Annotated in this window: 25 protein-coding genes; 13 read left to right on the top strand and 12 right to left on the bottom strand. The window is 72.8% G+C overall.

What is annotated here, in order from left to right; translation table 11 throughout:
* Positions 1–55: 55 nt before the first annotated feature.
* From J4709_RS32160 to J4709_RS32125, 8 genes are all read right to left on the bottom strand, one after another.
* Positions 56–853 carry a methyltransferase domain-containing protein gene (locus tag J4709_RS32160; protein WP_208246327.1) on the bottom strand — a complete coding sequence of 266 codons (798 nt, stop codon included), beginning with the start codon at positions 851–853 and terminating at the stop codon, positions 56–58.
* Complete coding sequence (locus J4709_RS32155; protein WP_208246325.1) at positions 850–1932, bottom strand: glycosyltransferase family 4 protein; 1083 nt, start codon at positions 1930–1932, stop codon at positions 850–852. The genes J4709_RS32160 and J4709_RS32155 overlap by 4 nt, the downstream gene beginning before the upstream one ends.
* Positions 1929–2327 carry a 6-pyruvoyl trahydropterin synthase family protein gene (locus J4709_RS32150; protein ID WP_208246323.1) on the bottom strand — a complete coding sequence of 133 codons (399 nt, stop codon included), beginning with the start codon at positions 2325–2327 and terminating at the stop codon, positions 1929–1931. Before J4709_RS32150 ends, J4709_RS32155 begins: the two co-directional genes overlap by 4 nt.
* Before the next feature lie 43 nt (positions 2328–2370).
* Positions 2371–3351, bottom strand: a complete 981-nt coding sequence (locus J4709_RS32145; protein WP_208246320.1) for a zinc-dependent alcohol dehydrogenase — start codon at positions 3349–3351, stop codon at positions 2371–2373.
* A complete protein-coding gene (locus J4709_RS32140) occupies positions 3308–4087 on the bottom strand; it encodes a CDP-alcohol phosphatidyltransferase family protein (protein WP_232384362.1) in 780 nt (259 codons plus the stop codon). The genes J4709_RS32145 and J4709_RS32140 overlap by 44 nt, the downstream gene beginning before the upstream one ends.
* A complete protein-coding gene (ribA, locus tag J4709_RS32135; protein ID WP_208246318.1) occupies positions 4084–4749 on the bottom strand; it encodes a GTP cyclohydrolase II in 666 nt (221 codons plus the stop codon). Before ribA ends, J4709_RS32140 begins: the two co-directional genes overlap by 4 nt.
* A gap of 120 nt (positions 4750–4869) precedes the next feature.
* Positions 4870–5616: a nucleotidyltransferase domain-containing protein gene (locus J4709_RS32130; protein ID WP_307801721.1), complete on the bottom strand. Its 747-nt coding sequence runs from the start codon at positions 5614–5616 to the stop codon at positions 4870–4872.
* Positions 5613–6302, bottom strand: a complete 690-nt coding sequence (locus J4709_RS32125) for a nucleotidyltransferase domain-containing protein (RefSeq protein ID WP_208246316.1) — start codon at positions 6300–6302, stop codon at positions 5613–5615. The genes J4709_RS32130 and J4709_RS32125 overlap by 4 nt, the downstream gene beginning before the upstream one ends.
* A gap of 202 nt (positions 6303–6504) precedes the next feature.
* Between J4709_RS32125 and J4709_RS32120 the strand changes: the two genes are divergently transcribed.
* From J4709_RS32120 to J4709_RS32075, 10 genes are all read left to right on the top strand, one after another.
* Complete coding sequence (locus tag J4709_RS32120; protein ID WP_208246314.1) at positions 6505–7860, top strand: ABC transporter substrate-binding protein; 1356 nt, start codon at positions 6505–6507, stop codon at positions 7858–7860.
* 5 nt (positions 7861–7865) lie between these two features.
* Complete coding sequence (locus J4709_RS32115; protein WP_208246312.1) at positions 7866–8909, top strand: carbohydrate ABC transporter permease; 1044 nt, start codon at positions 7866–7868, stop codon at positions 8907–8909.
* Positions 8906–9736 (top strand): carbohydrate ABC transporter permease, encoded by an 831-nt coding sequence (locus J4709_RS32110; protein WP_208246310.1) that lies wholly within the window; start codon positions 8906–8908, stop codon positions 9734–9736. Before J4709_RS32115 ends, J4709_RS32110 begins: the two co-directional genes overlap by 4 nt.
* Positions 9737–9782: 46 nt before the next feature.
* Positions 9783–11420, top strand: coding sequence for a glycoside hydrolase family 13 protein (locus tag J4709_RS32105; RefSeq protein ID WP_208246308.1), 1638 nt, complete (start codon positions 9783–9785; stop codon positions 11418–11420).
* Between the two features lie 10 nt (positions 11421–11430).
* Complete coding sequence (locus J4709_RS32100) at positions 11431–12492, top strand: LacI family DNA-binding transcriptional regulator (RefSeq protein ID WP_208246306.1); 1062 nt, start codon at positions 11431–11433, stop codon at positions 12490–12492.
* Between the two features lie 155 nt (positions 12493–12647).
* Positions 12648–13943, top strand: coding sequence for an extracellular solute-binding protein (locus J4709_RS32095; RefSeq protein WP_232384361.1), 1296 nt, complete (start codon positions 12648–12650; stop codon positions 13941–13943).
* Positions 13944–14049: 106 nt separating this feature from the next.
* Positions 14050–15036 carry a carbohydrate ABC transporter permease gene (locus J4709_RS32090; protein ID WP_208246302.1) on the top strand — a complete coding sequence of 329 codons (987 nt, stop codon included), beginning with the start codon at positions 14050–14052 and terminating at the stop codon, positions 15034–15036.
* A complete protein-coding gene (locus J4709_RS32085; protein ID WP_307801718.1) occupies positions 15033–15929 on the top strand; it encodes a carbohydrate ABC transporter permease in 897 nt (298 codons plus the stop codon). The genes J4709_RS32090 and J4709_RS32085 overlap by 4 nt, the downstream gene beginning before the upstream one ends.
* A gap of 5 nt (positions 15930–15934) precedes the next feature.
* Entirely contained in the window at positions 15935–17368 is a 1434-nt protein-coding gene (locus J4709_RS32080) for a GH1 family beta-glucosidase (protein ID WP_208246640.1), read from the top strand.
* 118 nt (positions 17369–17486) lie between these two features.
* The gene (locus tag J4709_RS32075) at positions 17487–18497 is read left to right on the top strand and encodes a LacI family DNA-binding transcriptional regulator (RefSeq protein WP_208246300.1); all 1011 of its coding nucleotides are present in this window, start codon (positions 17487–17489) and stop codon (positions 18495–18497) included.
* A gap of 6 nt (positions 18498–18503) precedes the next feature.
* Here J4709_RS32075 and J4709_RS32070 read toward each other — a convergent pair whose 3' ends face one another.
* A complete protein-coding gene (locus J4709_RS32070; RefSeq protein WP_208246298.1) occupies positions 18504–19178 on the bottom strand; it encodes a TetR/AcrR family transcriptional regulator in 675 nt (224 codons plus the stop codon).
* Between the two features lie 57 nt (positions 19179–19235).
* Between J4709_RS32070 and J4709_RS32065 the strand changes: the two genes are divergently transcribed.
* The 3 genes from J4709_RS32065 to J4709_RS32055 all read left to right on the top strand — a co-directional run bounded on the left by J4709_RS32065 (position 19236) and on the right by J4709_RS32055 (position 20818).
* Positions 19236–19733, top strand: coding sequence for a quercetin 2,3-dioxygenase (locus tag J4709_RS32065; protein ID WP_208246295.1), 498 nt, complete (start codon positions 19236–19238; stop codon positions 19731–19733).
* Positions 19734–19770: 37 nt separating this feature from the next.
* Positions 19771–20277: a nucleoside deaminase gene (locus J4709_RS32060; protein ID WP_232384360.1), complete on the top strand. Its 507-nt coding sequence runs from the start codon at positions 19771–19773 to the stop codon at positions 20275–20277.
* An 82-nt stretch (positions 20278–20359) separates the two neighbouring features.
* Positions 20360–20818 (top strand): nuclear transport factor 2 family protein, encoded by a 459-nt coding sequence (locus J4709_RS32055; protein WP_208246293.1) that lies wholly within the window; start codon positions 20360–20362, stop codon positions 20816–20818.
* On the opposite strand, the gene J4709_RS32050 is transcribed toward J4709_RS32055, so the two are convergent.
* The 3 genes from J4709_RS32050 to J4709_RS32040 form a co-directional block, all read right to left on the bottom strand.
* Complete coding sequence (locus J4709_RS32050) at positions 20815–21369, bottom strand: TetR-like C-terminal domain-containing protein (RefSeq protein ID WP_208246291.1); 555 nt, start codon at positions 21367–21369, stop codon at positions 20815–20817. The two genes, J4709_RS32055 and J4709_RS32050, sit on opposite strands and share 4 nt — an antisense overlap.
* Positions 21370–21372: 3 nt before the next feature.
* Positions 21373–22002, bottom strand: a complete 630-nt coding sequence (locus tag J4709_RS32045; protein WP_208246289.1) for a hypothetical protein — start codon at positions 22000–22002, stop codon at positions 21373–21375.
* 123 nt (positions 22003–22125) lie between these two features.
* The gene (locus J4709_RS32040) at positions 22126–25116 is read right to left on the bottom strand and encodes a glycoside hydrolase family 3 protein (RefSeq protein ID WP_307801717.1); all 2991 of its coding nucleotides are present in this window, start codon (positions 25114–25116) and stop codon (positions 22126–22128) included.
* Positions 25117–25162 lie beyond the last annotated feature (46 nt).

The raw sequence follows: 25162 nt of genomic DNA, 5'->3' as shown, positions 1-25162 counted from the left end.
AGCAGGCCGGCGAGGATCGCCAGGGCCGCGGCGACGCGCAGCCAGGGCCGGAACTTCACGATGGTCCCCCGGGGAGTGCGAGCAGGTCGATGTGGTGGACTTCGGCGGTGAGCCGCCCGGCGTCGCACTCGGCGAGCCGGCGGCGCAGGTACTCGGCGGCGGGTTCGGCGAGGTCGGGGCGCTGCTCGACGGCCGCGCCGACCCAGCCGCGCAGCCACTCGGCGGTGAGCTCGGCGCGGTCCGGGCCGAGCCGCCACGGGCTGGGACGGGTCTGGACGGTCGCGCCGCGGCGCCGGAACGCCTCCGCGGCGGCGCCGGGGGCGTCCGGGCCGAGCAGCCCGTCCCGCCGCTGGTGGGCGTCGAACGCGGCGCCGATCTCGGCGTCGAGCGGGTCGGCCGGGACGATCCGGACGCGTCCGGCGACCGTGAGGGTGAGCAGCGCGGGGCAGCCCGCGGCGGCGGCGATGCCGTCGACCTGCCGGGCGGTGAGGACGTCCAGCAGCGCGGACGCGGTGACGAGGGACGCGCCGACGAGGTCGGCGGCGTGCAGGCCGGCGAGGTCGCCCTCGCGGGTCTCGAGGGTGGCGGGCGTGCCGTCGGCGGTGCGGTAGGTGTTCGCGCGGGCCTCCTCCAGCAGCGCGGGGTCGTTGTCGTGCAGGACCCAGTGCTGGGGGCCGGGCAGGCGCGGGGCGAGCCAGCGGCCGAGCGCGCCGGTGCCGCAGCCGAGGTCCCAGACGACGAGGGTCCGCCCGGCCGGCAGGCGGGCCCGCAGCGGGGCGAGCAGCTCGCCGGCGCGGGCGGCGGCGTCGGCCTCCTCGCGCAGCGCCAGCCAGGTCGGGGCGAAACCGGTCATCGTGTCTCCTCGAGCAGTCCGTCCAGGACGGCGGCCATCCGGCGGGACGTGTCGTCCCAGCCGGCCAGTGCGCCGCGCCGCTGCCGGGCGGCGGTGCGCAGGCGGTCGCGCAGGCCGGGGTCCAGCAGCCAGCGGCGCAGGGCCGCGGCGAGCGCGGCGGGGTCGTCCGGGGGGACGAGCAGGCCGGGGGCGGTGCCGTCCGGGGCGCGCCCGAGGGCTTCGGGGACGCCGTCGGTGTCGCTGGTCAGGACGGGGGTGCCGCGGGCGAGGGCCTCGGTGACGACCATGCCGTAGGTCTCCGAGCGGGTGGGCAGGACGGCGAGGTCGGCGGCGTCGTAGGCGGCGTCGAGGGCGGGTCCGGTGAGGGGGCCGGCGAGGTCGACGCGGCCGGTGAGCCCGTGCCGGTCGAGGAGGCCGTGCCGGTCGAGGAGGCCGCGCACGCGCGCGGCGTGGCCGGGGTCGCGGGTCGGGGATCCGGCGCAGACGCAGGTCCAGGGCAGGTCGGCGGTGCGGGCGAGGGCCTCGGCGAGGACGTCGTGCCCCTTGCGCGGGGTCACCGACGCCACGCACAGCAGCCGGGACGCGCCGTCGGTGCCGCGGGCGAGCGGCGCGGGATCGGTGCCGGGCGGCACCGCGTGGACCCGGGCGGGGTCGAGGCCATGGTGCCTGATCAGGCGTTTCATCGCCCACTGGCCGGTCGCGACGACCGCGGCGGCGGCGTGCAGCGTGGCGCGCTCGAGGGCGTCGAGGCGGGCGTCGCCCTCGTCGACGAGCGGCATGTGCACGAGGACGGCGAGCCGCAGCCGGGACGCGTGCGGCACGACGACGTCCGGGACGCCGCACGCGACGAGTCCGTCCAGCAGCACGACGGCTCCGTCGGGCAGGTCGGCGAGGGACCGGCCGAGGCGCGCGCGGGCCCCGGCGTCCGGGCGCGGCCAGTCGCCCGGCGCGGCGATCTCGTGGACGCGCCGCCCCTCGCCGGCGAGCGCCCGGCAGAGCCGCCGGTCGTAGACGTTCCCGCCGCTCGGGACGTCCGGGTCGTCGATGCCGGCGGGGACGACGAAGTGGAGTGCGGTCATAGCCCGCGCTCGTAACTCGCCCAGGCGACATGCGATTCGCGCAGCGTCACCTCGATCGCGGACAGCCCGCGCGCGCTCTCCCCCATGGTCCCGGCGTGGATCCGGGCGGCGAGCCGGTCGGCGACGACCTTCGCGAGGTACTCCGTGGTCGTGTTGACGCCGGCGAACTCGGGTTCGTCGTCCAGGTTGCGGTAGTTCAGCTCTTGCAGCACCTCGCCGAGCTCGCGGGTGGCGAGCCCGATGTCGACCACGATGTTGTCGGCGTCGAGTTCCGCGCGGCGGAACGTCGCGTCCACGACGAAGGTGGCGCCGTGCAGCCGCCGCGCCGGGCCGAAGACCTCGCCGCGGAAGCTGTGCGCGACCATGAAGTGGTCGCGGACGGTGATGCCGAACAAAGGCCCTCCCTGTTCCTGTGCGCGCCGGGCGTTCCGGCGCGTGCTAGTCCTGCGGGTAGTCGATCCGGTGGCAGAGCGCGGGCGCCTCCCCGCCCGACAGGCGGGCCATGACCTGGGGAAGCTCCTCGAAGGGGCTGTTCCCCGTGATCAGTGCGCCGAAAGCCGGGGCGGCCAGCAGCCGCAGCGCGAGCGCGAGCCGGTCGCCGAACGAGCGCCGCGGCCGCCGGGCGGGGGCGACCATGCCGACCTGGCTGGCGCGGACGGCGAGCCGGCGCGAGTGGAAGAACTCGCCGAGCGGGACGCTCACCTTCCGGTCGCCGTACCAGCTCAGCTCGATCACCTCGCCCTCGGGCGCGAGCAGCTCCAGCGACCGGGCCAGCCCGTCCTCCGTGGCGCTGGCGTGGAAGACCAGGTCGCGGCCGCCCTCGGCGTCGCCGGGCAGCGCGAACTCCACGCCGAGCGCGCGCGCCGTCTCGGCCCGCGCCGGGTCGACGTCGACGAGCTGGACGTCGCAGCCGGGCAGTCCCGCGAGGACGCCCGCGACCGAGCAGCCGACCATTCCCGCACCGACGACCGCGATCCGGTCGCCGACCAGCGGCGCCGCGTCCCACAGCGCGTTCACGGCGGTCTCCACGGTCCCGGCGAGGACCGCCCGCTCGGGCGGGACGCCGTCCGGCACCGGCACGACGGCCGGCTCCGGGACCACGTACCGGGTCTGGTGCGGGTAGAGGCAGAACACGTGCCGCCCGGCCAGCTCCGGCGGGCCGTGCTCGACGACCCCGACGTTCAGGTACCCGTACTTGACCGGGCCGGGGAACGCGCCGTCCTGGAACGGCGCCCGCATCACCGCGTACTGGTTCTCCGGGACGCCGCCGCGGAACACCAGCGCCTCGGTCCCCCGGCTGACGCCGGAGAACACCGTCCGGACGACGACCTCGCCGGGCCCCGGCTCCGCCAGCTCCACCGGGCGGATCTCCGCCTCACCGGGCGACCGGATCCAGAACGCGCGCGCGCTGAGCTCCACGAACCCCCCTCTCCCGCCGGTGGCGCAGGCCCAGGGCCAGCACGTCCCGTCCGAACGACCACGCCAGCAGCGCCAGCGCCGCCGCGACGAGCGCCCACGCGAAGGGGACGAGCCCCGACGCGGCGGCCGTCAGCACGACGCCCTGCACGACCGCGACCGCCTTGCGCGCGAAGCTCGGCGGCAGCGGCGCGCGCAGCCACGGCGCCGCCCACGACGCCGCGACGAACGCGTACCGCATCGTCCCGATCGCCAGCGCCCACAGCCCGGTCACCGTCGCGACCTGCACCGACAGCACCAGGATCAGCAGCGCGTCGGCCTCCATGTCGAACCGCGCGCCGAGGTCGGAGGACGTCCCGGTGCGCCGCGCGACCCGTCCGTCCACCCCGTCGAGGACGAGCGCGACGGCCGCGAGCGCGACCAGGACCGCGACCGGCCCGCCGTGCGCGAGACGTCCCGCGACGAGCGCCGCGACGCAGCCCACGAGGACGACCCGCGCGAGCGTGACGTGGTCGGCGGGGCCGAGGGCGCGCCGCCCCCGGAACGCGAACTCCAGGACGCTCCAGGCGGCGATCGCGTAGCCGACCCCGACGGCGAGCCCCACCGCGCCCGGCCGCAGTACCGCCACGGCGCCCACCTGCACGAACGCGGCGCCGGCCAGCTCCCACGTCCGCCACGCCGCGGGCCCGCGCCACCCCGTCCGCAGCAGCGGGCGGGACACCGCCATCGGCCGCGTCATCGGCGCGCCTCGCCGGCGTCCGCGCGGGCCGCCTTCGCGGGCAGCACGTCGTCCAGCTGCGGCAGGTCGTGGCCGAGGCGGTCGCGCTTGGCGGTCAGGTAGCGGAGGTTGTCGTCGCTGACCGGGACGAGGAGGGGGACCCGGGCGGCGACGTCGATGCCGTAGGACCGCAGCGCGCTGACCTTCGCCGGGTTGTTGGACAGCAGCCGCACCGATCCGACGCCGAGGTACCGCAGGACCCGCGCGGCGGGGCCGTAGTCGCGGGTGTCGACCGGCAGCCCGATCGCGGTCGCCGAGTCGACGGTGTCGAGCCCCTGGTCCTGCAGGACGTGCGTGCGCACCTTGGCGACCAGCCCGATCCCCCGGCCCTCGTGGCCGCGCAGGTAGACCAGGACGCCGGCGCCCTCGCGGACGACCGCGTCCATGGACGCGCGCAGCTGGTCGCCGCACTCGCACCGGGTGGCGCCGAAGATGTCGCCGGTCATGCACTCGGAGTGCATCCGGACCAGGACGCGCGGGCGGCCCGCGACGTCGCCCCGGACGAGCGCCATGTGCTCGTTGCCGTCGACCGGGTCCCGGAACGCCACGGCGCGGAACGTGCCGCTCCGCGTTCTCAGGTCCGCCTCCGCGATGTCGTCGCGGTCGATGCCCTGCTCGTGCATCTTCCCCTCCTCGGCTCGTGATCATGCCCCGGCGATCAATCTACCCGTGAATCATTCAAACTCTGAACGAAATTTCCGGGCCGTCACACCGACTGGCACGCAGAGGAGGTACCCGAGGGTTCAGCCGATTCGCGCGCGGACGACGAGTTCGTGCAGGGCACGCCGCGCCGCCGGCTGCTCGGGCAGGGCGCTGCGCTCCCGCTCGTCCTCGAGCCGGGCCGTGAGCGCGGCGACGTCCGCCCGCAGAACCTCCGCGGACGGGGCGTCCGGCGGGAGCAGGCCGTGCTCGGCGGCCCGCTTCGCCTCGACCAGGTCCGGCAGGTAGGCGGGGCCGTATCCGGTCAGGCGGGTCAGATCCGCCTGGAGCTCCGCCTCCCGCATCAGGTGGATGCCGGTGAGCAGCACCCGGAACGTGTAGAGCAGCGGCTTCAGCTCGCCCGTCTTCTCGAACAGCGCCCACTGCGAGCGCGCGAAACCGAGGTAGTGGTGCGCGTGGTTGGACGTGAACAGCCCCGGCGTCAGCGCCACCAGCTCCTCGTGCAGCGGCGACGTCGCGACGACCAGCGGGGACAGCACCTGCTCCAGCACGTAGCCGTTGCGCCGCAGCAGCAGCGCGCAGAACTTCGCGAGGTCGTGGGTGACCACGTCGGCCTCCACCCCCGCGTGGTCCCACATGAGCGTGACGGTCTCCTCGCCCGTCTCCAGGCCGACGATCTCCTCCAGCGGCAGCAGGTGGACGCCGCGCAGGTCGACGTCGGAGTCCTGCGAGGGGAAGCCGTACAGGTGGGCGCCGCTGACCGTGACGAACGCCCGCGGGTACGGGTGGTCGGCGGCGAGGGCGTCGAGCATGCCTTCGGGGAGTTTCACCAGTTCACGCTCCTGCGGCGGACGGAGGTCAGCAGGTTCTCGATACGGTCGCGGTCGGGCTCGGCGGGCAGCGGGCTGCTCTCCAGGGCGCCGTCGAGGTCGGCCGTGAGGGACGCGCGCCAGCGCTCGATCTCCTCCCAGCCGGTCTCGCCGCGCCGGACGGCGAGGAGCCGGTCGCGCAGGGCGCCGACGTCCACCAGCGGCTCGCCCGTCCGGACCAGGTGCTCGCCGCTCACCAGCAGCCGCAGCAGGTGCATGACGTGCTTCCACTTCGGCTCGCCGCGGTTGCGCAAGTCGCCTTGCAGCTTGCGGAACTGGGCGTCGGCGTAGCGCAGGAAGGTGCGGTGCGCGTGCCGGGACAGGAACGCGTCCCGGACGGCCAGCAGCTCCTCCCCGACCGGCGTGACGGTCTCGACGATCGGCGACCAGAGGCACTCCAGGACGGTCGGGTTCGCGGCCAGCGCCAGCTCGCAGAACCGCTCGAACTCCCAGGAGAACTGCTCGGGCAGCGGCCCGTCCAGGTGGGTCGGCGGCTTGCTGAAACGCCAGAACAGCGGGGCGGGCGCGACGAACACGCCGCGCCGGTCGGTGTCGCTGTCCCCGGTCGCCAGGCCGTACGCGCGCGAGCCGGTGACGACCGACAGCACGGTGTGGTCGCGGACGAGCCGGAGGTCTTCGGAGGTCACGACGGAAGCCTGGCGCAGAGGCCGCCGGCGCGCCACCGGGTTTGCCCCGCTCCTGCAAGGGGTTACGGGTCCGCAACAGACTTGCAGAAACTTTCTGCAAGCTATTTACGAGACTGCAAGCCGTTGCTAACGTCCCGGTCCAGCCACCCCAATCCCGGACCCGCGGGGCGACGTCCCGCGCGCCCCCGCGAAGGAGGACCCCATGCGGCGCATCCCCCCGATCGGCGCCCCCGTCTCCCCCGGCACCCGCCCGCTCCTCACCCGCCCGCTCGTCACCGGCCCGCTGCTGTGCGCCGCCCTCGCGCTCTCCCTCTCCGCCTGCGGCGGGGACGACGGGGGCGCCTCGAAGGGCGGAGCCGCCGCGGCGAGCCTCACCGGCCGCGGGCCCATCACCTTCGTCACCGGCAAGGACCGGTCCGGCTACCTGCAGAAGCAGGTGGACGGCTGGAACACCGACCACCCGAAGGAGCAGGTCCGGATCATCGAGCTGCCGGACGAGCCGAACGACCAGCGCCAGCAGATGATCCAGAACGCGACGACGAGGTCCGACGCGTACTCGGTGCTGAACCTGGACGTGGTGTGGACCGCGGAGTTCGCCGCCAACCGCTGGCTGACGCCGCTGCCCAAGGACAAGGTCGACCTGGCGAAGATGCTGCCCGCGACCGTCACGACCGGGCAGTACCGCGGCAACCTGTACGCGGTGCCGTCCACGTCCGACGCCGGGATGCTGTACTACCGCAAGGACCTGCTCGGCAAGGCGGGCGTCTCCGCGCCCCCGAAGACGTACGCGGAGATGTGGTCCGACTGCGACAAGGTCAAGAAGCTGCCCGAAGGCAAGGGCGTCGACTGCTTCTTCACCGAGGTCAACAAGACCGAGAGCATCACGATCAGCGCGGTCGAGGCGATCGGCAGCGCCGGCGGGTCCATCGTCGGCGCGGACGGCAAGCCGACGCTGAACACGCCGCAGGCCAAGCAGGGCCTGGAGTTCCTCGTCAACGCCAAGAAGGACGGCCGGCTGCCGAAGGAGGCCGTCACCCTCGACACCGAGGGCGGCCGCCGCTACTTCCAGTCCGGCAAGCTGCTGTTCCAGCGGCAGTGGCCGTACCAGTACGCGCTCGCCAACTCCGGCGACGGCTCGTCGAAGGTGGCGGGCAAGTTCGCGGTCGCGCAGCTGCCCGGCCCGAACGGGCCCGGCGTCGCCAACCTCGGCGGCCACAACCTCGCGGTCTCGGCGTTCGCCAAGAACAAGGCGACCTCGCTGGACTTCATCCGCTACCTGACCGGCGAGCAGTCGCAGCGCGCGAACCTGCTGGCCACCTCGCAGGCGCCGACGCTCGCCTCGCTCTACGACGACCCGGAGACGGCGAAGAAGTTCCCGTACCTGCCGGTGCTCAAGCAGGCCATCACCAACGCCAAGCCCCGCCCGGTCGCGGTGAAGTACGGCGACGTCACCGCCGCGATCCAGGGCGAAGTGTACGACGCGGTGACCGGCAAGAAGACCGCCGACCAGGCGCTGGCCGACCTGCAGGGCGCGCTCGGTCCGCTGACCGCGCAGTGAGCGGCATGACCACGACGTACGACGGCACGCCGCCCGCCGCGGACACCGCCGCGGCGGGCCGGCCCCCGCGCCCCCGCAAGCGCGACGTCCAGGGCACCAAGCGGCTCGCCGCGCTGCTGCTGTCCCCGACCCTGCTCGTGCTCGCGCTGGTCATCGGCTACCCGGTGCTCGCCGGGTTCCGGGAGTCGCTGTACGCGCGCGGCGAGGGCCTGGACGCCGACGGGTTCGTCGTGCAGGGCGAGCGGTTCGTCGGCCTGGACAACTACACCGCGATCTTCCACGGCGACCGCGGCGACGCGTTCTGGAACGCCTTCGGCAACACGACGTTCTTCACCGTCACGACCGTCGTGCTGGAGACGCTGATCGGCGTCTCGATGGCGCTGATCATGCAGCGGGCGTTCCGCGGCCGGGCGCTCGTGCGGGCCAGCATCCTCGTCCCGTGGGCGATCCCGACGGCGATCTCCGGCCTGCTGTGGCGGTGGATCTTCCAGGCGGACGGCGCCGCGAACGCGGTGCTGCGGCACCAGATCCTGTGGACCGCCGACGGGTTCCAGGCCAAGCTGGCCGTCGTCATCGCCGAGGTCTGGAAGACCTCCCCGTTCATCGGGCTGCTCGTCCTGGCCGGCCTGCAGATGATCCCGCGCGACGTCTACGAGGCCGCCCGGGTGGACGGCGCCGGGCCGCTCCAGCAGTTCTGGCGGATCACTCTCCCGCTGGTCAAGCCCGCATTGCTGGTCGCGGTGCTGTTCCGGATGCTGGATGTGCTGCGGATGTTCGACCTGCCCGCGGTGCTGATCGGCGTGAACCAGAAGTCGGTGGAGACGCTGACGATGATCGCCTGGTTCGAGGCGTCCAACCTGCGGTACGGGTCCGCCGCGGCGTACGCGACGATCCTGTTCCTGTACATCGCGCTGATCGCGTACCTGTTCGTCAAGCTGCTCGGCGCCGACATCATCGGCGAGGCCCGGCAGCAGACGAAGCGGCACCACACGAAACGGCACCGCAGGAACCGGCCGGTCAAGGGCAAGCGGAAGAAGGTGACCGCATGACCGGGTCGCTCCCGAAGCGGGTGCTGTCCTACCTCGGCCTCGCCCTCGTGGCCGTGTACTGCCTCGCGCCGTTCTACTGGATGACGGTGTCGGCTTTCCGGCGGCCGCAGGACCAGTTCGACAACTCGATCGTCCCCGCGCGCTGGTCGTGGGAGAACTTCCACGCGGTGTTCTCCGGCGACAACGGCTTCGGCCGCGCGCTGCTGAACAGCCTCGTCGTGGCGGGCTGCACCACCGTGCTGACCCTGTTCATCGGCACGTTCACCGCCTACGCGCTGGCCCGGCTGGACTTCCGGTTCAAGAACGCGGTGCTCGGCCTGATCATCGCGACCACGATGTTCCCGGGAATCTCCCAGCTGGTGCCCTTGCTGAAGCTGTTCACGGACATCAAGTGGATCAACACCTACCAGGCGATGATCCTGCCGAGCCTGGGGTTCGCGCTGCCGCTGTCGGTGTGGCTGCTCACCGCCTTCTTCCGGCAGCTGCCCTACGAGCTGGAGCAGGCCGCGATGGTCGACGGCTGCACCCGCGGCCAGGCGTTCCGCAAGGTCATCGTCCCGCTGGCGGCGCCCGGGGTGTTCACCACGGCGATCCTGACGTTCATCGCCGCGTGGAACGAGTTCCTCATCGCGCTGTCCATGGTGAACAAGAAGGAGATGCAGACCGCCACCGTGGCGATCTCCAAGTTCACCGGCGTGTCGGGCTTCGACCAGCCGTTCGGCACCCAGATGGCGGCGGGCGTCATCGTGACCGTCCCGCTGATCGCCGTGGTGCTGGTCTTCCAGCGCCGCATCGTCGCCGGCCTCACCGCCGGCGGCGTCAAGTGAACCCGCACGTCAAGTGACCTGTCAGGCTCCCTACCGAAGGACGTTCATGACGCAGGACACCCTCGCCGTCGCCGCACCGGGCTCTCCCGCCGGGGACGCCGGCCGCTGGTGGCGCGACGCCGTCATCTACCAGGTGTACGTGCGCAGCTTCGCCGACTCGGGCGGGGACGGCGTCGGCGACCTGCCGGGCGTGCGGTCCCGGCTGCCGTACCTGGCCTCGCTCGGCGTGGACGCGCTGTGGCTGACCCCGTTCTACGTCTCGCCGATGGCCGACTTCGGCTACGACGTCGCCGACTACCGCGACGTCGACCCGCTGTTCGGCACGCTCGCCGACGCCCGCGAGCTGATCGCGGACGCGCACCGGCACGGGCTGCGGATCATCGTCGACGTCGTCCCGAACCACACCTCCGACCGGCACGCCTGGTTCCAGGCGGCGCTGGCCGCCGCGCCCGGTTCCCCGGAGCGCGCCCGCTACGTCTTCCGCGACGGCCGCGGCCCGGACGGCGCCGAGCCGCCGAACGACTGGGAGTCGGTGTTCGGCGGCCCCGCCTGGACGCGGGTGCCGGACGGGCAGTGGTACCTGCACCTGTTCGCCGCCGAGCAGCCGGACCTGAACTGGGAGAACCCCGAGGTCCGCGCCGAGTTCGCGGACATCCTGCGGTTCTGGCTGGACCTCGGCGTGGACGGGTTCCGCGTCGACGTCGCGCACGGCATGGCCAAGGCGCCGGGGCTGCCCGACGTCGGGCACGCGAACCAGGTCGAGATGCTCGGCACCGACGTCCTGCCGTACTTCGACCAGGACGCCGTGCACGACATCCACCGCGAGTGGCGCCGCGTCCTGGACTCCTACGGCGGGGACCGGGTGGCCGTCGCGGAGGCGTGGGCGCCGACCCCCGAGCGGCTCGCCCACTACACGCGTCCGGACGAGCTGCACCAGGCGTTCAACTTCCACTACCTGACCGCGCCGTGGGAGGCGGCCGGGATGCGGGCGGTGATCGAGGAGTCGCTGCGCACCGCCGGCGCGGTCGGCGCGCCCGCGACCTGGGTGCTGTCCAACCACGACGTCAAGCGGCACGTCACCCGCTACGGCGGCGGCGGCACCGGCCTGCGGCGCGCCCGCGCGGCGGCGCTGCTGACGCTGGCGCTGCCCGGCTCGGCGTACGTCTACCAGGGCGAGGAGCTGGGCCTTCCCGAGGTGCTCGACCTGCCGGAGGAGTTCCAGCAGGACCCGCAGCGGCTGCGCGGCGAGGGCCAGGGCCGCGACGGCTGCCGGGTGCCGATGCCGTGGGAGGGCGAGGAGCCGCCGTTCGGCTTTGGCGCCGGCGCCTCGTCGTGGCTGCCGATCCCGACGTCGTGGCGCGACCTGACCGTCGCGGCGCAGAGCGAGGACCCGGACTCCGTGCTCGCCCTGTACCGGGCGGCCCTCGCCGTCCGGCACGAGCATCCCGCGCTCGGTGACGGCCCGCTCCGCTGGCTGGACGGCCCGGAGGGGACGCTGTCGTTCGTCCGCGAGGACCCGGCGACCGGCCGCGCGTGCGTCTGCGTCGTGAACATGGGCGGCCGCCCGGTCCGCGTCAAGGTGCCGGGCGCGCCGCTCCTCGCGAGCGGACCGGTCCACATCGACGGCGACACGGCCGAGCTCCCGCCCGACACGGCGCTGTGGCGGACCGTTGAAGAGGGATAATTTGAGACCTATGACGACACGCCTGGCGGACATCGCCGCGCACGCCGGGGTGAGCGAGGCGACCGTGAGCCGGGTCCTGAACGGCAAGCCGGGCGTGTCGCCGTCCACCCGCCAGGCGGTGCTGACCGCGCTGGACGTGCTCGGCTACGAGCGCCCGGCGCGGCTGCGCCAGCAGCGGGCGGGGCTGATCGGGCTGATCATCCCGGAGCTGACCAACCCGATCTTCCCGGCGTTCGCCGAGGTCATCGAGAGCGCGCTGGCCCGGCACGGGTACATGGCGGTGCTGTGCTCGCAGGCGCCGGGCGGCGTCGCCGAGGACGACTACATCGAGATGCTGCTGGAGCGCGGCGTCGCGGGGATCATCTTCGTCAACGGGCTGCACGCCAACGCGCGCTCGGACCGGGCCCGGTACGTCCGGCTCGTCGAGCAGGCGCTGCCGGTGGTGCTGGTCAACGGGTACCGGCCCGACATCGACGCGCCGTTCATCTCCAATGACGACGTCGCGTCGCTGGAGGCGATCGTCGGGCATCTGGCCGCAATGGGCCATCGGCGGATCGGGCTGGCGATCGGGCAGGACGTGTACGTGCCGACGCGCCGCAAGACCGAGGGGTTCCGGCGCGCGATGGCGGCGCACACCGGGCTGCCGGCCGACGAGGTCGAGGCGCTGGTCGTCAACACGATGTACACGGTCGAGGGCGGGCAGGCCGCGGCGGCGAAGCTGCTGGACGCGGGCTGCACGGCGATCTGCGGCGGCAACGACATCATGGCGCTCGGCGCGATCCGGGCGGCCCGCGCGCGCGGCCTGCGGGTGCCCGAGGACGTGTCGGTGACCGGCATGGACGACTCGCTGCTGACCGCCTACCTCGACCCGCCGCTGACCACGATCCGGCAGGCCGTGCGGGAGATGTCGATGGCGGCGGTGAGCACGGTGCTGGACGAGATCCGGGGCGCGCGCTCGCCCCGGACGGAGCTGCTGTTCCGTCCGGAGCTGGTGGTGCGGCGGTCCACGGCGCCGGTCCCGGCGGCCCCGCCCCCGGCCGGCCGGCGGCTGTCCACCGTACCGGAGGGCTGAGCCGGGCCCCGACCGGGGCCCGGCCGGTTCCGCCCGAGTTGTAACGGTTGTGTTGCAGCGGATTGACAGTGAGGGCCGTCACGGTCTTTCATCCGTGGGAGCGCTCCCACGCAATGGAAGACACAACCTGAGAGGGGTCCCCCATGAGGGCCATCATGCGGCGCGGACTGGGTACGGCGATGGCGGTGGTCCTCGCCGGCGGCCTCGCGGCCGCCTGCGGCGGGGACGACAAGGGCAAGAAGGACTCGGACTCGGGGCCGGTGACGCTCACCGTCGACGTGTTCGGCGAGGTCGGCTACGACCAGCTCTACAAGCAGTACGAGCAGTCCCACCCCGGCGTCACCATCAAGCAGCGCAAGGTCTCCGACCTGGACACCTACAAGCCGCGCATCCAGCAGTGGATGGCCACGGGCAGCGGCGCCGGCGACGTGGTGATGCTGGAGGAGGGCATCCTCCCGCTCTACATGCAGCAGCGGTCGAAGTTCCTCAACCTGTTCGACTACGGCGGCAAGGCCCTGCAGGACAAGTTCCTGCCGTGGAAGTGGCAGATGGGCCTCAGCCCCGACGGCAAGCAGCTCGTCGGGCTCGGCACCGACGTGGGCCCGCTCGCCATGTGCTACCGCACGGACCTGTTCAAGAAGGCCGGCCTGCCCACCGACCGCGACGCGGTCGGCAAGCTCTGGCCGACGTGGGACGCGTTCCTGCAGACCGGGCAGAAGTTCCAGCAGAAGGTGTCCGGCACCAAGTGGCTCGACGGCCCCACCGCCGTCTTCCGCGCCACCGTCCTGCAGAACGCCGGCGCCGGCCCCGGCTACAGCTTCTTCGACAAGGACGACAAGCTGGTCTTCGACACCAACCCGGCGGTGAAGCAGGCGTTCGACACCTCGCTGAAGTTCGAGGAGAACAAGCTCACCTCGGACATGTCGATCTTCACGCCGCCGTGGCAGGCCGGCCTCAAGCGCGACACGTTCGCCACCGTGCCCTGCCCGTCCTGGATGCTCGGCGGCATCGAGCAGTTCTCCGGCGCGTCCGGCAAGGGCAAGTGGGACGTGGCGACGACGCCCGGCGGCTCCGGCTACTGGGGCGGCTCGTGGCTCGCCGTCCCCAAGCAGACCAAGCACGCGAAGCAGGCCGCCGCGCTCGCCGAGTTCCTGACCTCCCCGCAGGGGCAGATCGGCGCGTACTCGGCCGCCAACACCTTCCCCTCGTCGCCGCAGGCCGAGCAGGACCCGGCCGTCGCCGGCTCCAAGAACGCCTACTTCAACGACGCCCCCGCCGGAAAGATCTTCGGTGACCTGGTGGCCTCGGTGAAGCCGGTCCACCTCGGCCCGAAGAACGAGGACGTCCGCGCGGCCGTGGAGAACGTCCTGATCTCGGTCGGGCAGGGCAAGGTCAAGCCGGACGAGGCCTGGGCCAAGGCCGTCGAAGCGGCCAAGAAGGCCGCCAGGTAGCCGCCTCCCGCCGCGGCGGCGGCGCCGTGCCCCACCTCCCCGTACGGCGCCGCCGCCGTTCTCCTCCCCCGCTCACGTCCCGTCCTCGGAAAGGAGGCGCATGGCCATGGCCACCGATCTGCGCCCCAGCCGGAACGGCCCCCAGCATCCCCCGGCGAAGGCCCCACCGGCCGCCGGCCGCTCCCTGCGCTCCCGGCTGACCCGGCTCGATGTGAAGGGCGCGCCGTACGCCTTCATCTCGCCGTTCTACATCATCTTCGCGATCTTCGGCGCGTTCCCGCTGGTCTACACGCTGTGGGTGTCCCTGCACGACTGGGAGCTCGCCTCGGGCACCCGCAAGTGGGTCGGCTTCGACAACTACAAGTACCTGTGGAGCGACGCCGACTTCTGGCACGCGACGGTCAACACGGTCGCCATCTTCGTGCTGTCGACCGTGCCGCAGTTGCTGATCGCGCTGTTCATCGCCAACGCGCTCAACCGGCGGATGCGGGTGCCGACCCTGTTCCGGATCGGCATGGTCGCGCCGCTGGTCACCTCGACCGCCGCCGTCGCGATCGTGTTCACCCAGATGTTCGACCACGACTGGGGCATGATCAACTGGGCGCTCGGGCTGGTGGGGATCGACCCGATCGGCTGGTCCACCAGCCGCGGCTGGTCGTGGGTGGCGATCGCCACCATGGTTGACTGGCGCTGGACGGGCTACAACGCGCTCATCTACCTCGCCGCCATGCAGGCGATCCCGAAGGACCTGTACGAGGCCGCCTCGATCGACGGCGCGTCCCGGATCCGGCAGTTCTGGCAGATCACCGTGCCGATGCTGCGCCCGACGATCATCTTCACGACGATCATCGCGACCATCGGCGGGCTGCAACTGTTCACCGAGCCGGTCCTGTTCAGCGTGGGGACGCCCAACAAGATGGACGGCGGCCCGCTGCACCAGTTCCAGACGCTGACGATGTACATGTACGACAACGCCTTCGGCCATGACCGGTACGGCTACGGCGCCACCATCGCGTGGGCCCTGTTCGTGATGATCATCCTGTTCTCGCTGATCAACTTCCTGTTCGTGCGGCGCACTGGAGGCACCAAGTGACCACGCTCCTGGGCGGTCCCGGCGGTGCCCGGCACGCGCGCGGCGGCGGCCGTCCCGGCCGGCTCCACGGCCTGTGGAACGCCAGCCCGCTGACCTACCTCACGCTGATCGTCGCGATCGCCCTGTCGGTCTTCCCGATCTACTGGATGATCGCGGTGGCGACCCGCACCAACGACGTGGTCTCCGACGTCCCGCCGCCGCTGCTGCCCGGCGGGCACGGCGGCACCAACGTGCACCGGCTGTTCGACAACCCCGACGCCTACTTCGCCAAGGGCCTGCTGAACTCCGCGATCGTCTCGGCGTGCGTGACGGTCTCCACCGTGTTCTTCGCCTCGCTGGCCGGCTTCGCGTTCGCCAAGCTGCGCTTCCGCGGCAAGAACGCGCTGCTGGTGACGATCATCGGGACGATGATGATCCCGGTGCAGATGGGCATCATCCCGCTCTACATGATCATGGTGAAGCTGGGCTGGCAGAACCATCTGCAGGCGGTGATCGTCCCGTTCCTCGTCACCGGGTTCGGGGTGTTCATGATGCGGCAGTACGCCGACCAGGCCGTCCCGGACGAGCTGATCGAGGCGGCCCGGGTGGACGGCTGCACGACGTTCGGCATCTACTGGCGGGTCGTGCTGCCCGCGCTGCGACCCGCCGCGGGCGTCCTCGGCCTCTTCACGTTCATGCAGTCCTGGAACGACTTCATGTGGCCGCTGGCGACGCTCAGCCCCGAGAACCCCACGGTGCAGCTCTCGATCAACAACCTGGCGAACGCCTACTTCAACGACTACACGCTGATGTTCGCCGGCACCACCGTCGCGGTCCTGCCGCTGCTCGTGGTGTTCATCGTGTTCGGCCGCCAGATCATCGGCGGAATCATGGAAGGTGCAGTGAAGGCGTGACCTCTCTGGAATCCAGCGCCGTCCAGGACGACCCGGGCGCCCGCGACGCCGGCCCGCGGTTCCCCACCGGGTTCCGCTGGGGCGCCGCCACGGCCGCCTACCAGATCGAGGGCGCCGCCGCGGAGGACGGGCGCGGCCCGTCGATCTGGGACACCTTCGCGCGCACCCCGGGCAAGGTCCTCGGCGGCGATACAGGGGACGTCGCCGTGGACCACTACCACCGGTATCCCGAGGACGTCGCGCTGATGCGCGACCTCGGGCTGTCCTCCTACCGGTTCTCGATCTCCTGGCCCCGGGTGCAGCCGTCCGGGGCCGGGAGCGCCAACGAGCGGGGGCTCGACTTCTACCGGCGCCTCGTCGACGCGCTGCTGGAGGCGGGGGTCGAGCCCTGGCCGACGCTCTACCACTGGGACCTGCCGCAGCCGCTGGAGGACGCGGGCGGCTGGCCCGAGCGGGAGACCGCGTACCGGTTCGCCGACTATGCGGAACTCGTGCACGAGGCCATCGGCGACCGGGTGAAGCACTGGACGACGGTGAACGAGCCGTGGTGCGCGGCGTTCCTCGGCTACGCGTCCGGGGACCACGCGCCGGGGCGGCTCGACCCGTCCGGCTCCCTGCTGGCCGCGCACCACCTGATGCTGGGGCACGGCCTCGCGGTGCGGGCGATGCGGGGCCGCCGGCCGGACAACATGTTCGGCGCGGCCGTCAACCTGTACGCGGTCTCCCCCGCGACGGACGACCCCGCCGACGCGGACGCCGCGCGCCGCGTCGACGGCATGCAGAACAGGCTGTTCCTCGACCCGCTGCTGCTCGGCCGCTACCCCGAGGACGTCCTGGCCGACACGGCCCGGCACGGGTTCGAGCCCGACGCCGCGGACCTCGCCGTCATCAACCAGCCGCTCGACCAGCTCGGCATCAACTACTACACGCGGCACACGGTCGCGGGGACGCCCGGGGACGCCGCGCAGACGGCGTCGGGGCCCTTCGCGACGCACTCGCCGTGGGTCGGCAGCGAGCACGTCCGGTTCGTCCCGGCGGGGCGGCCGACGACGGGGATGGGCTGGGAGATCGACGAGGGCGGCCTGCACGAGGTGCTGACGCGGGTGCACCGCGAGTACCCGTCCGTCCCGCTGTACATCACCGAGAACGGCGCGGGCTACGACGAGACGCCGGACGGCGATGGCACGGTCCACGACGCGGGGCGCATCGCCTACATCGACGCGCACCTGCGCGCGTGCCATGCCGCCATCGCCGACGGCGTACCGCTCGCGGGCTATTTCACGTGGTCGCTGCTGGATAATTTCGAGTGGGCTTGGGGCTACTCCAAGCGCTTCGGGCTGGTTCACGTGGACTATGCGACGCAGCGCCGGACGCCCAAGGACAGCGCACGCTGGTACGCGGACGTGATCCGGCGCGGCGGCCCGCCCGGGCGCGGCTGACGGCGGATCGGCACCGCCCGGGGGACGGACGGTCGCGCCGTCCCCCGGGCCGGTGCGCCCGGGGGCGGCCGGCCCGGCGGGGCGGGACGGCGGGACGGCACGGAACGGAGGGGGCCTGATGACGCAGAGGGGCACGAGCCCGACCCTGGAGGAGGTCGCGGCGCGCGCCGGGGTCGGCCGCGGCACGGTGTCCCGGGTGATCAACGGGTCGCCGCGGGTCAGCGAGCGGGCCCGGCAGGCCGTGCTGAAAGCGATCGACGAGCTCGGGTACGTGCCGAACCGGGCGGCCCGCACGCTGGTCACCCGGCGCACCGACACGGTCGCGCTGGTGGTCGCCGAGTCCGACCAGCGGCTGTTCGGCGAGCCGTACTTCGCCGGGATCATCCGCGGGATCAGCAACGGCCTCGGCGACACCGGGCTGCAGCTGCTGCTGGCGCTCGCCCGCTCCCCCGCCGAGTACGCGCGCCTGGAGCACTACCTGACCACCCAGCACGTGGACGGGGTCCTGCTGACCTCGCTGCACGCCGAGGACCCGCTGCCCGCGAAGCTGGAGGCCAACGGGGTGCCGACGGTGCTCGGCGGCCGCCCGCCGGGGCTGTCGCCGGTCAGCTACGTCGACGTCGACAACCGGCTCGGCGCCCGCGAGGCCGTCGGGCACCTCATCGCCGGGGGACGGCGCCGCATCGCGACAATCGCCGGCCCGCAGGACATGGGGGTGGGCATCGACCGCCTCGCCGGCTACCGGGAGGCGCTCGGCGAGGCGGGGCTGCCGGAGTACGTCGCGTTCGGCGACTTCGGCGAGGCCACCGGGATCACCGCGGCGGAGCGGCTGCTGGCGGGCGAGCCCGCGGTGGACGCGGTGTTCGCGGCGAGCGACCCGATGGCGCTCGGCACGCTGCGGGTGCTGCGCAGGCTCGGCCGCCGCGTCCCCGACGACGTCGCGGTGATCGGCTTCGACGACTCCGCGGCCGCGCCGCTGGCCGACCCGCCGCTCAGCAGCGTGCACCAGTCGCCGGAGGAGATGGGCGTGGCGATGGCGCGGCTGCTGGTGTCGCGGATCCGCGGCGAGGCCGTCGCCGACCCGGTCGTCATCATGCGCCCGCACCTCGTCCTGCGCGAGTCCGCGTAACGCGGCTCAGGGGGCGAGCAGTCCGCGGCGCATCTGTTCGGACAGCCAGGCGGTGAAGCCGGCCTCGGACCAGCCGCACTGCGTCACCAGGGCGTCGTAGTGGGCCGGGTCGTTGAAGACCCAGAGGACGTCGACGGCGCGTTCGAGGCCGTCCTTCAACGGGCCTTTGGAAGCGGCGTGCTCGGCGACCATGCGAGCACCCGCCCGACGGTTGCGCCGCAGGGCGTCCCAGAGCTCCGCGACCTGCGGGCCCTCGTCGGCCGCCCTGCGCACCACCTCGAACACCGCCGCGGCGCGCGCTCCGATGGTGGTGCACACGCAGGCGTACGCGTCGAGGACCTCCTCCGGCGTCGCCGCGTCCCAGACGGGCCGGAACCACGGCCGCCGCGCCACCGGGACGGGCTCGTCGTCGCCGGCGAGGGCCTGGTCGACGACCTGGCCCAGCAGAGCCGGCTTGGATCCGAACGCGGCGAACACCGTGGGCCGCGCGACGCCCGCCGCGGCCGCGATGTCGGCCAGCGAGGTCGCGGCGTAGCCGCGGGCGGTGAACAGCTCGGCCGCCGCCCGCACGACGGCGCCGCGCGTGCGGCGGGCGGCCTCCTCGCGCATCGCGGAACGGTAGGGCCGCCGGGACGCGCCGCCCTCTCCCCCGCCGGTCCGGCCGCCCTTGACGTCCCTCACGATTCGAACTTACCATCACAATATTCAATAGACGCTGTCTCTTCAAAGGAGGCGGTCATGACCCCGACCGCTCCGATCCGCCCCTACCTCCGCCACCAGGGCGAGGGCGACGCGCTGTGGTTCCTCGGGAACCTCGTCACCGTCAAGGCGGCGGGAGCCGAGACCCACGGCAGGCTCACCGTCGCCGAGTTCCTCAACCCGCCCGGCTTCGCCCCGCCGCTCCACCGGCACCTCGTCGAGGACGAGCTGTTCTACGTCCTGTCCGGCATGGTCCGCTTCCACTGCGACGGCGACGTCCTCGCCGCCGGCCCCGGCGACTTCGTTCACCTGCCCGCGGGCCTGCCGCACACCTTCGCCGTCGGTCCCGGCGAGCCGCTGCGCGCCCTGCAGATCACCACCCCGTCCGGCTTCGAGGACTTCGCGGCCGAGGTCGGCGAGCCCGCCGCGGAGCACCGGCTCCCCGACCCCGCGCCGCTCGACCCGGCCGCCCTCGGGCACGCCGCCGCCCGGCACCGCATCGAGATCCTCGGCCCGCCGCCGGCCGCGGCGGGCTGACCGGAGCCGCGCCGCCCGGCGTATGATCGTCTTCGGCATGACCGGCGCGGAGACGAGGACCATGGGGTACGAACCGACCGAAGAAGAGCTGGCCCACCTGCGGCGCGCCGTCGCGCTGGCCGCCGAGGCGCTGGACGGCGGGGACGAGCCGTTCGGCACCGTGCTGGTCTCGGCGTCCGGGGAGGTCCTGTTCGAGGATCGCAACCGCACCGCCGGCGGCGACCAGACCCGGCACCCCGAGTTCGAGGTCGCGCGCTGGGCCGCCGGGAACATGGCGCCGGACGAGCGCGCCGCCGCCGTCGTCTACACCTCCGGCGAGCACTGCCCGATGTGCTCGGCCGCGCACGGCTGGGTCGGCCTCGGCCGCATCGTCTACGTCCACTCGTCCGCGCAGGTGGGGGCGTGGCGGGCGGCGCTGGGCGTGCCGCCGTCGCCGGTCAGCGCGATCCCGATCCAGGACGTGGTGCCCGGCATCCGGGTGGACGGGCCCGTCCCCGCGCTGGAGGCCGAGGTCCACGACCTGCACGTGCGCGCCTGCTCCTGAGTCCCGCCGAGCGGGACCGTTCCACGGGGCCCACCGCGCCGCGGCTTGAATGGCCGGACGTCCCACCGTCAGGAGACCCCGCATGCCCGACGCCCTCCCGGCCGACCAGGCCGTCCGGAACCTGATCTTCGCCTACGCCGAGGCCGTCGACCGCGGCGACTTCGCGGCGATCGCCGCGCTGTTCGCGCACGGCGAGTTCGCCGGCAGCGGCGGCGCCCTGACCGGCGGCGCGGTGGCGCGGATGTTCGAGAAGACGATCATCGTCTACGACGACGGCACGCCCCGCACCAAGCACGTCACCACGAACGTCGCCATCGAGCTGGACGGCCCGGCCGCCACGGCCAGGTCGTACTTCACGGTCATGCAGGCCACCCCCGACCTGCCCTTCCAGGCGATCTGCGCTGGCCGCTACGACGACCGCTTCGAACTCCACGACGGCGAGTGGCGCTTCGCCGAACGCCGCATCACCCTGGAACTCGTCGGCGACGTGACCCACCACCTACGCCGCCCCGACACTCTCCCCGAGCACCTGCGCGGTTAGACGAAGGAGGCGTCGAGGGCGTCGATCAGGCGGGCGAAGGTCTCGTCCAGCGACTCGGGGCGGCCGAAGGCCGCGTCGCGCTCGAGCGACGCGAACCCGTGGCACGCGATCCGCCACATCCGGATCGCGTGGACCAGGTCGCCGCCCTCCAGCCGGTAGCCCTTGAACGCGGCCGCGATGACCGCGATCGCCCGGTCGGAGACCGCGTCGTGCTCCGCGTCGCCGGGCGCCGGCGCCCGCACGCTCGCGGCGTACCGGCCGGGATGCGCGGCGGCGTAGGCGCGGTACGCGCCCGACAGCTCCGCGAGCGCCTCCCGCCCGGTGACGCCCGCGACGGCCGCCGCGAGCCGCACCGTCATCTCCTCCACGGCCAGCATCGCGATGCCGCGCTTGACGGCGTCCAGCCCGTCGACGTGCTTGTACAGCCCGGGCAGCGACACCCCGCACCGCTTCGCGACCGCGGCGAGGGTGAGCCTTTCGAGGCCCGCCTCGTCCGCGACGTCCGCGGCCGCCTCGACGACCCGTGCCGGCGTCAGTCCCGCGCGCGGCATCCCCTAGGCCCTCCGTCCGAGGGCGATACCGGAGCCGGCGACGAAGAGGATCAGCAGGGGCAGCGACACGTACGCCAGGGTAGCCATACCGCTGAGCAGCAGCGCGTACCCGATCCCCGAACCGGCGATGGCCACGGCCAACGCGAACCCGGCGTACCTCAGCCACCGCGGAAGCACCCCGGCCAGCGCGCCCGCGGCCCCGACCGCGGCGAGGAAGAACATCTTGACGCCGTCCGCGCGGTTGAGCGCCTCCAGCAGGGCGTGCGCGGTTCCCGGCGACGACGTGGCGACCAGCCCCAGCCCGATCGCGAACTGGACCAGCGAGATGACCGCCGCGACCAGCCCGGCGCCCGCCGCGATCCGCCCGGCGCGCGACCACCGTGCCGCCCGTCCGATGGCGAGCGGGACGAGCGCGAGCGCGATCGCGGGCAGCCCTTCGGTGAGCAGGAACTGCGCCACCAGCGCGCCTCCGTGCCCGGCACACTCGCGGACGATCTCGCTCCCGCTCGCGCCGAACCCGGGCGCAGGCACCGGAACCGACAGCCCGGCCGCCCACGAGACCAGGAACCCGGCTCCGGCGAGGGCGGGAACGCTCAGCAGTCCCGTGCGCGGCGCGGCGGTGATGGAGGCCATGTCACTCTCCCCTTGCTCGGTTAATCTCATTAACTTCAAGTTAATGCAATTAACCTCAGGGCGCAAGCCCTCCCCGCCACATGACAGGCCCCGCCCCGGACGGGCCGGGGCGGGGCCGGGTTCTCAGCGGAGGGTGAGGGTGGACAGGCGGGCCTCGCCGGTGAAGACGAGGTAGAGGTCGTGGCGGCCGGTGGCGTGCAGGGCGGCCGCCACGTCCTTGTAGGCGTACTTGTCGCCGGTGGACGGGACGGCGAGCGTCGCGGCGAGAGGGCCGGTCGGGCTGTCCAGGTGCACCTGGACCGTCGCGTTCCCGGCGGACTCCTTGGCCGCGCGGAGGGTGAGGGTGCCGTTCTTCAGGGCGGAGTCCTTGAAGGCGATCCACGAGTTCGCGGAGCCGGCGACCGCGTCGCCCGCGGCCTTGGACTCGTCGACGAGCTGGACGGCGTTCTGGTCGTCGAAGTCGGCGGCGCGGGTCGGGTGCGTCAGGTCGCGGGCGGGGATGCGCTCGCCGTGGACCTCGACCGTTGTGCGCTGCCGGATGTCGGTCGACGAGGAGCCGATGAGGACGTCCTGCTTGGACGTCTCCAGCGTCCACTTGTTGCGGGTGACGTCCCAGGTCGCGAGGTCGGACGCCTTCACGTGGAGCGTGACCGAGGCGGTCTTGCCGGGCGCCAGGTGGACCTTCTGGAAGGCGCGCAGTTGCTCGACGGGCTGCTTCACGCGGGACGTCCGCTGGTGCGTGTAGAGCTGGACGACCTCGTCCGCGGCCCGCTTGCCGGTGTTGGTGACCGGGACGGTGACGGTCAGCGTCCTGCCGCCGGCCAGCGAGTGGCTGCTGAGCTTCGGCTTGCCGTAGCGGAACGTCGTGTAGGTGAGGCCGTAGCCGAACGGGTAGAGCGGCTTGCCCTTGTAGTAGAGGTAGGTGCGGTCGGACTTGATGATGTCGTAGTCGAGGATGTCGGGAAGGTCGCTCTCGGAGGCGTACCAGGTCTGCGGCAGCCTCCCGGACGGGCTCTCGTCGCCGAACAGGACGGAGGCGAGGGCGTTGCCGGTCTCGGCGCCGGCGTGGCTCGTCCACAGGACGGCCGGGACGTTCGCCTGCTCCCAGGTGAGGGTCGTCGGGTAGCTGTTCTCCACGACGACGACCGTGTTCGGGTTGGCCTTGCGGACGGCCCTGATGAGCTCTTCCTGGCCTTCGGCGAGGGCCGTCGTGGTGCGGTCGTGGTCCTCGCGGCCGTTGATGAACGGCATGCTGCCGACCACGACGACGGCGGTGTCGGCGCCGGCCGCGGCCTTGACGGCGGAGTCGACGCCGCTGCTGACGACGTCCTTGGCGAACGCGCTGGCGTCGTCCTTGGTGGTGAGGACGAGCGTGCCGTCGCCCTGGACCTTCACGTAGATCTTGGTCGGGTCGGCCCAGTCGTAGGCCTTCTCGTAGCCGGCGTAGCGGAGGAGGTAGTTGCCGTCGCCCTGCTTCTCCAGCTTGAACATCTGCTGCACGAACCAGCCGTTCGGCTGGTCCTGGTCGTTAGCGAAGGTGTTGCCGGAGTGGATGCCGACGGTCTTGCCGTTGGCGGCGCTGCGCAGGGTGACGACGCCCTGGCCCCAGTCGAACACGTCGAACTGGGTGGAGGCGTCGGCGGTGGTCGGGCCCGTCTTGAGGACGGCACCGGCGGCGGTCGTCCCGCCCGCCACGTACTTGCCGGTCTTCACGTCCTTGAGGGCGATGCGGTCGACGCCCTCGCTGGACGCGACGTTGGCGGCGCCGGCCTTGGCCTTGATGCCGTCCAGCGGCGTCACCTTGTACGGCAGCGAGCCGGAGTACCAGTCGGTGTAGAGGGTGTTGGAGAGCGGGCCGACGACGGCGACCTTCTTGCCGGACGACAGCGGCAGCGCCTTGTTCTGGTTCTTCAGCAGCACCATCTGCTCGGTCGCGGCCTTGCGTTCGAGGGCGCGGTGGGCGGGGCTGTCGATGACGTCCTTGGTGATCTTCCCGTACTTCCCGCCGCCCGGGTCGAACTCGCCGAGCCGGACGCGCACGCTGAGGATGTCCCCGACCGCGCGGTCGAGGTCGGCCTCGCTGAGCAGGCCCTTGGACAGGGCCGTCTTGACCGCGTTGACGGTGATCGAGGAGTTCGTGTCGTCGGTGGTGAAGCTGTCGACGCCGGCCTTGATGGTGGCGGCGTCGCCGGTGGGCAGGTCCGGGTAGTACTGCTCGGAGCCGACGAGGTTGTTGGGCGCGCCCGCGTCGGTGACGTTGAGCAGGGTCTTGCTGCTCCACTTGCGTGCGTCGTTGACCAGCGGCGACGCCGTCGCCGGGCGTCCGTTGACCAGGTTGTAGGAGGTCATCAGACCGGTCGCCGCGTCCTGCTGAAGCGGCAGCTTGAACGGGACCTCGTCGTACTCCTTCAGCACGCGCGGCCGCACGCTGGACGACGTCTGGTCGCGGCGGATCTCGTTGTTGTAGGCGAGGTAGTGCTTGAGGACGGGCGCGGCCTTGAGGTGGTCGGGGTCGTCGCCCTGCATGCCCTTGCCGTAGGCGGTGGCGAGCAGGCCGGTGAGGAGGGGGTCCTCGGAGTAGCCCTCCTCGTTGCGGCCCCAGCGCGGGTCGCGCAGCAGGTTGACGACGGGCGCCCACAGCTGCAGGCCCCACACGTCCGGGTCGATGGTGTTGTAGCCGCGGGCCTCGTCGCCGACCGCGGAGCCGATCTGCTTCATCAGCGCCGGGTCCCAGGTGGCGCCGAGGCCGACCGACTGCGGGAACACCGTGCCCCGCGCGGTCCGGACGGCGCCGGACGCGTTGATGTCGGTGGACCACGCGACGCCGTGCAGCGCCTCGGTGCCGGTCTTGAACCGCTTGATCCCGAGGCGCGGGATCGCCGGCTCGTACTGGTGCAGCAGGGAGACCTTCTCGTCGGTGGTGAGCCGCCCGAGCAGGTCCTTGACGCGGGCGTCGACCGACAGCCGCGGATCGCGGAACGGGTAGGTCTCGGCGGCCGAGGCGGCGGGGACCGCCGTCCAGGCGGCCGGGGCCGCGATCACGGCGGCCACGGCCAGCGACAGGGCCCGGCGGCGCCGGGCGGGGAAACGGGGGGTGGGGCGGGTGGTGTGCACCTGTTCTCCTCTGTGTTTCGTCCCCCGAGCAGGCGTGTCGAAGCGC

It is taken from the genome of Actinomadura violacea, assembly GCF_017573465.1.
Classification (GTDB): domain Bacteria; phylum Actinomycetota; class Actinomycetes; order Streptosporangiales; family Streptosporangiaceae; genus Spirillospora; species Spirillospora violacea.
The sequence above is the reverse complement of the archived record's forward strand: the minus strand, read 5'-3'. Positions and strand labels throughout refer to the sequence as shown.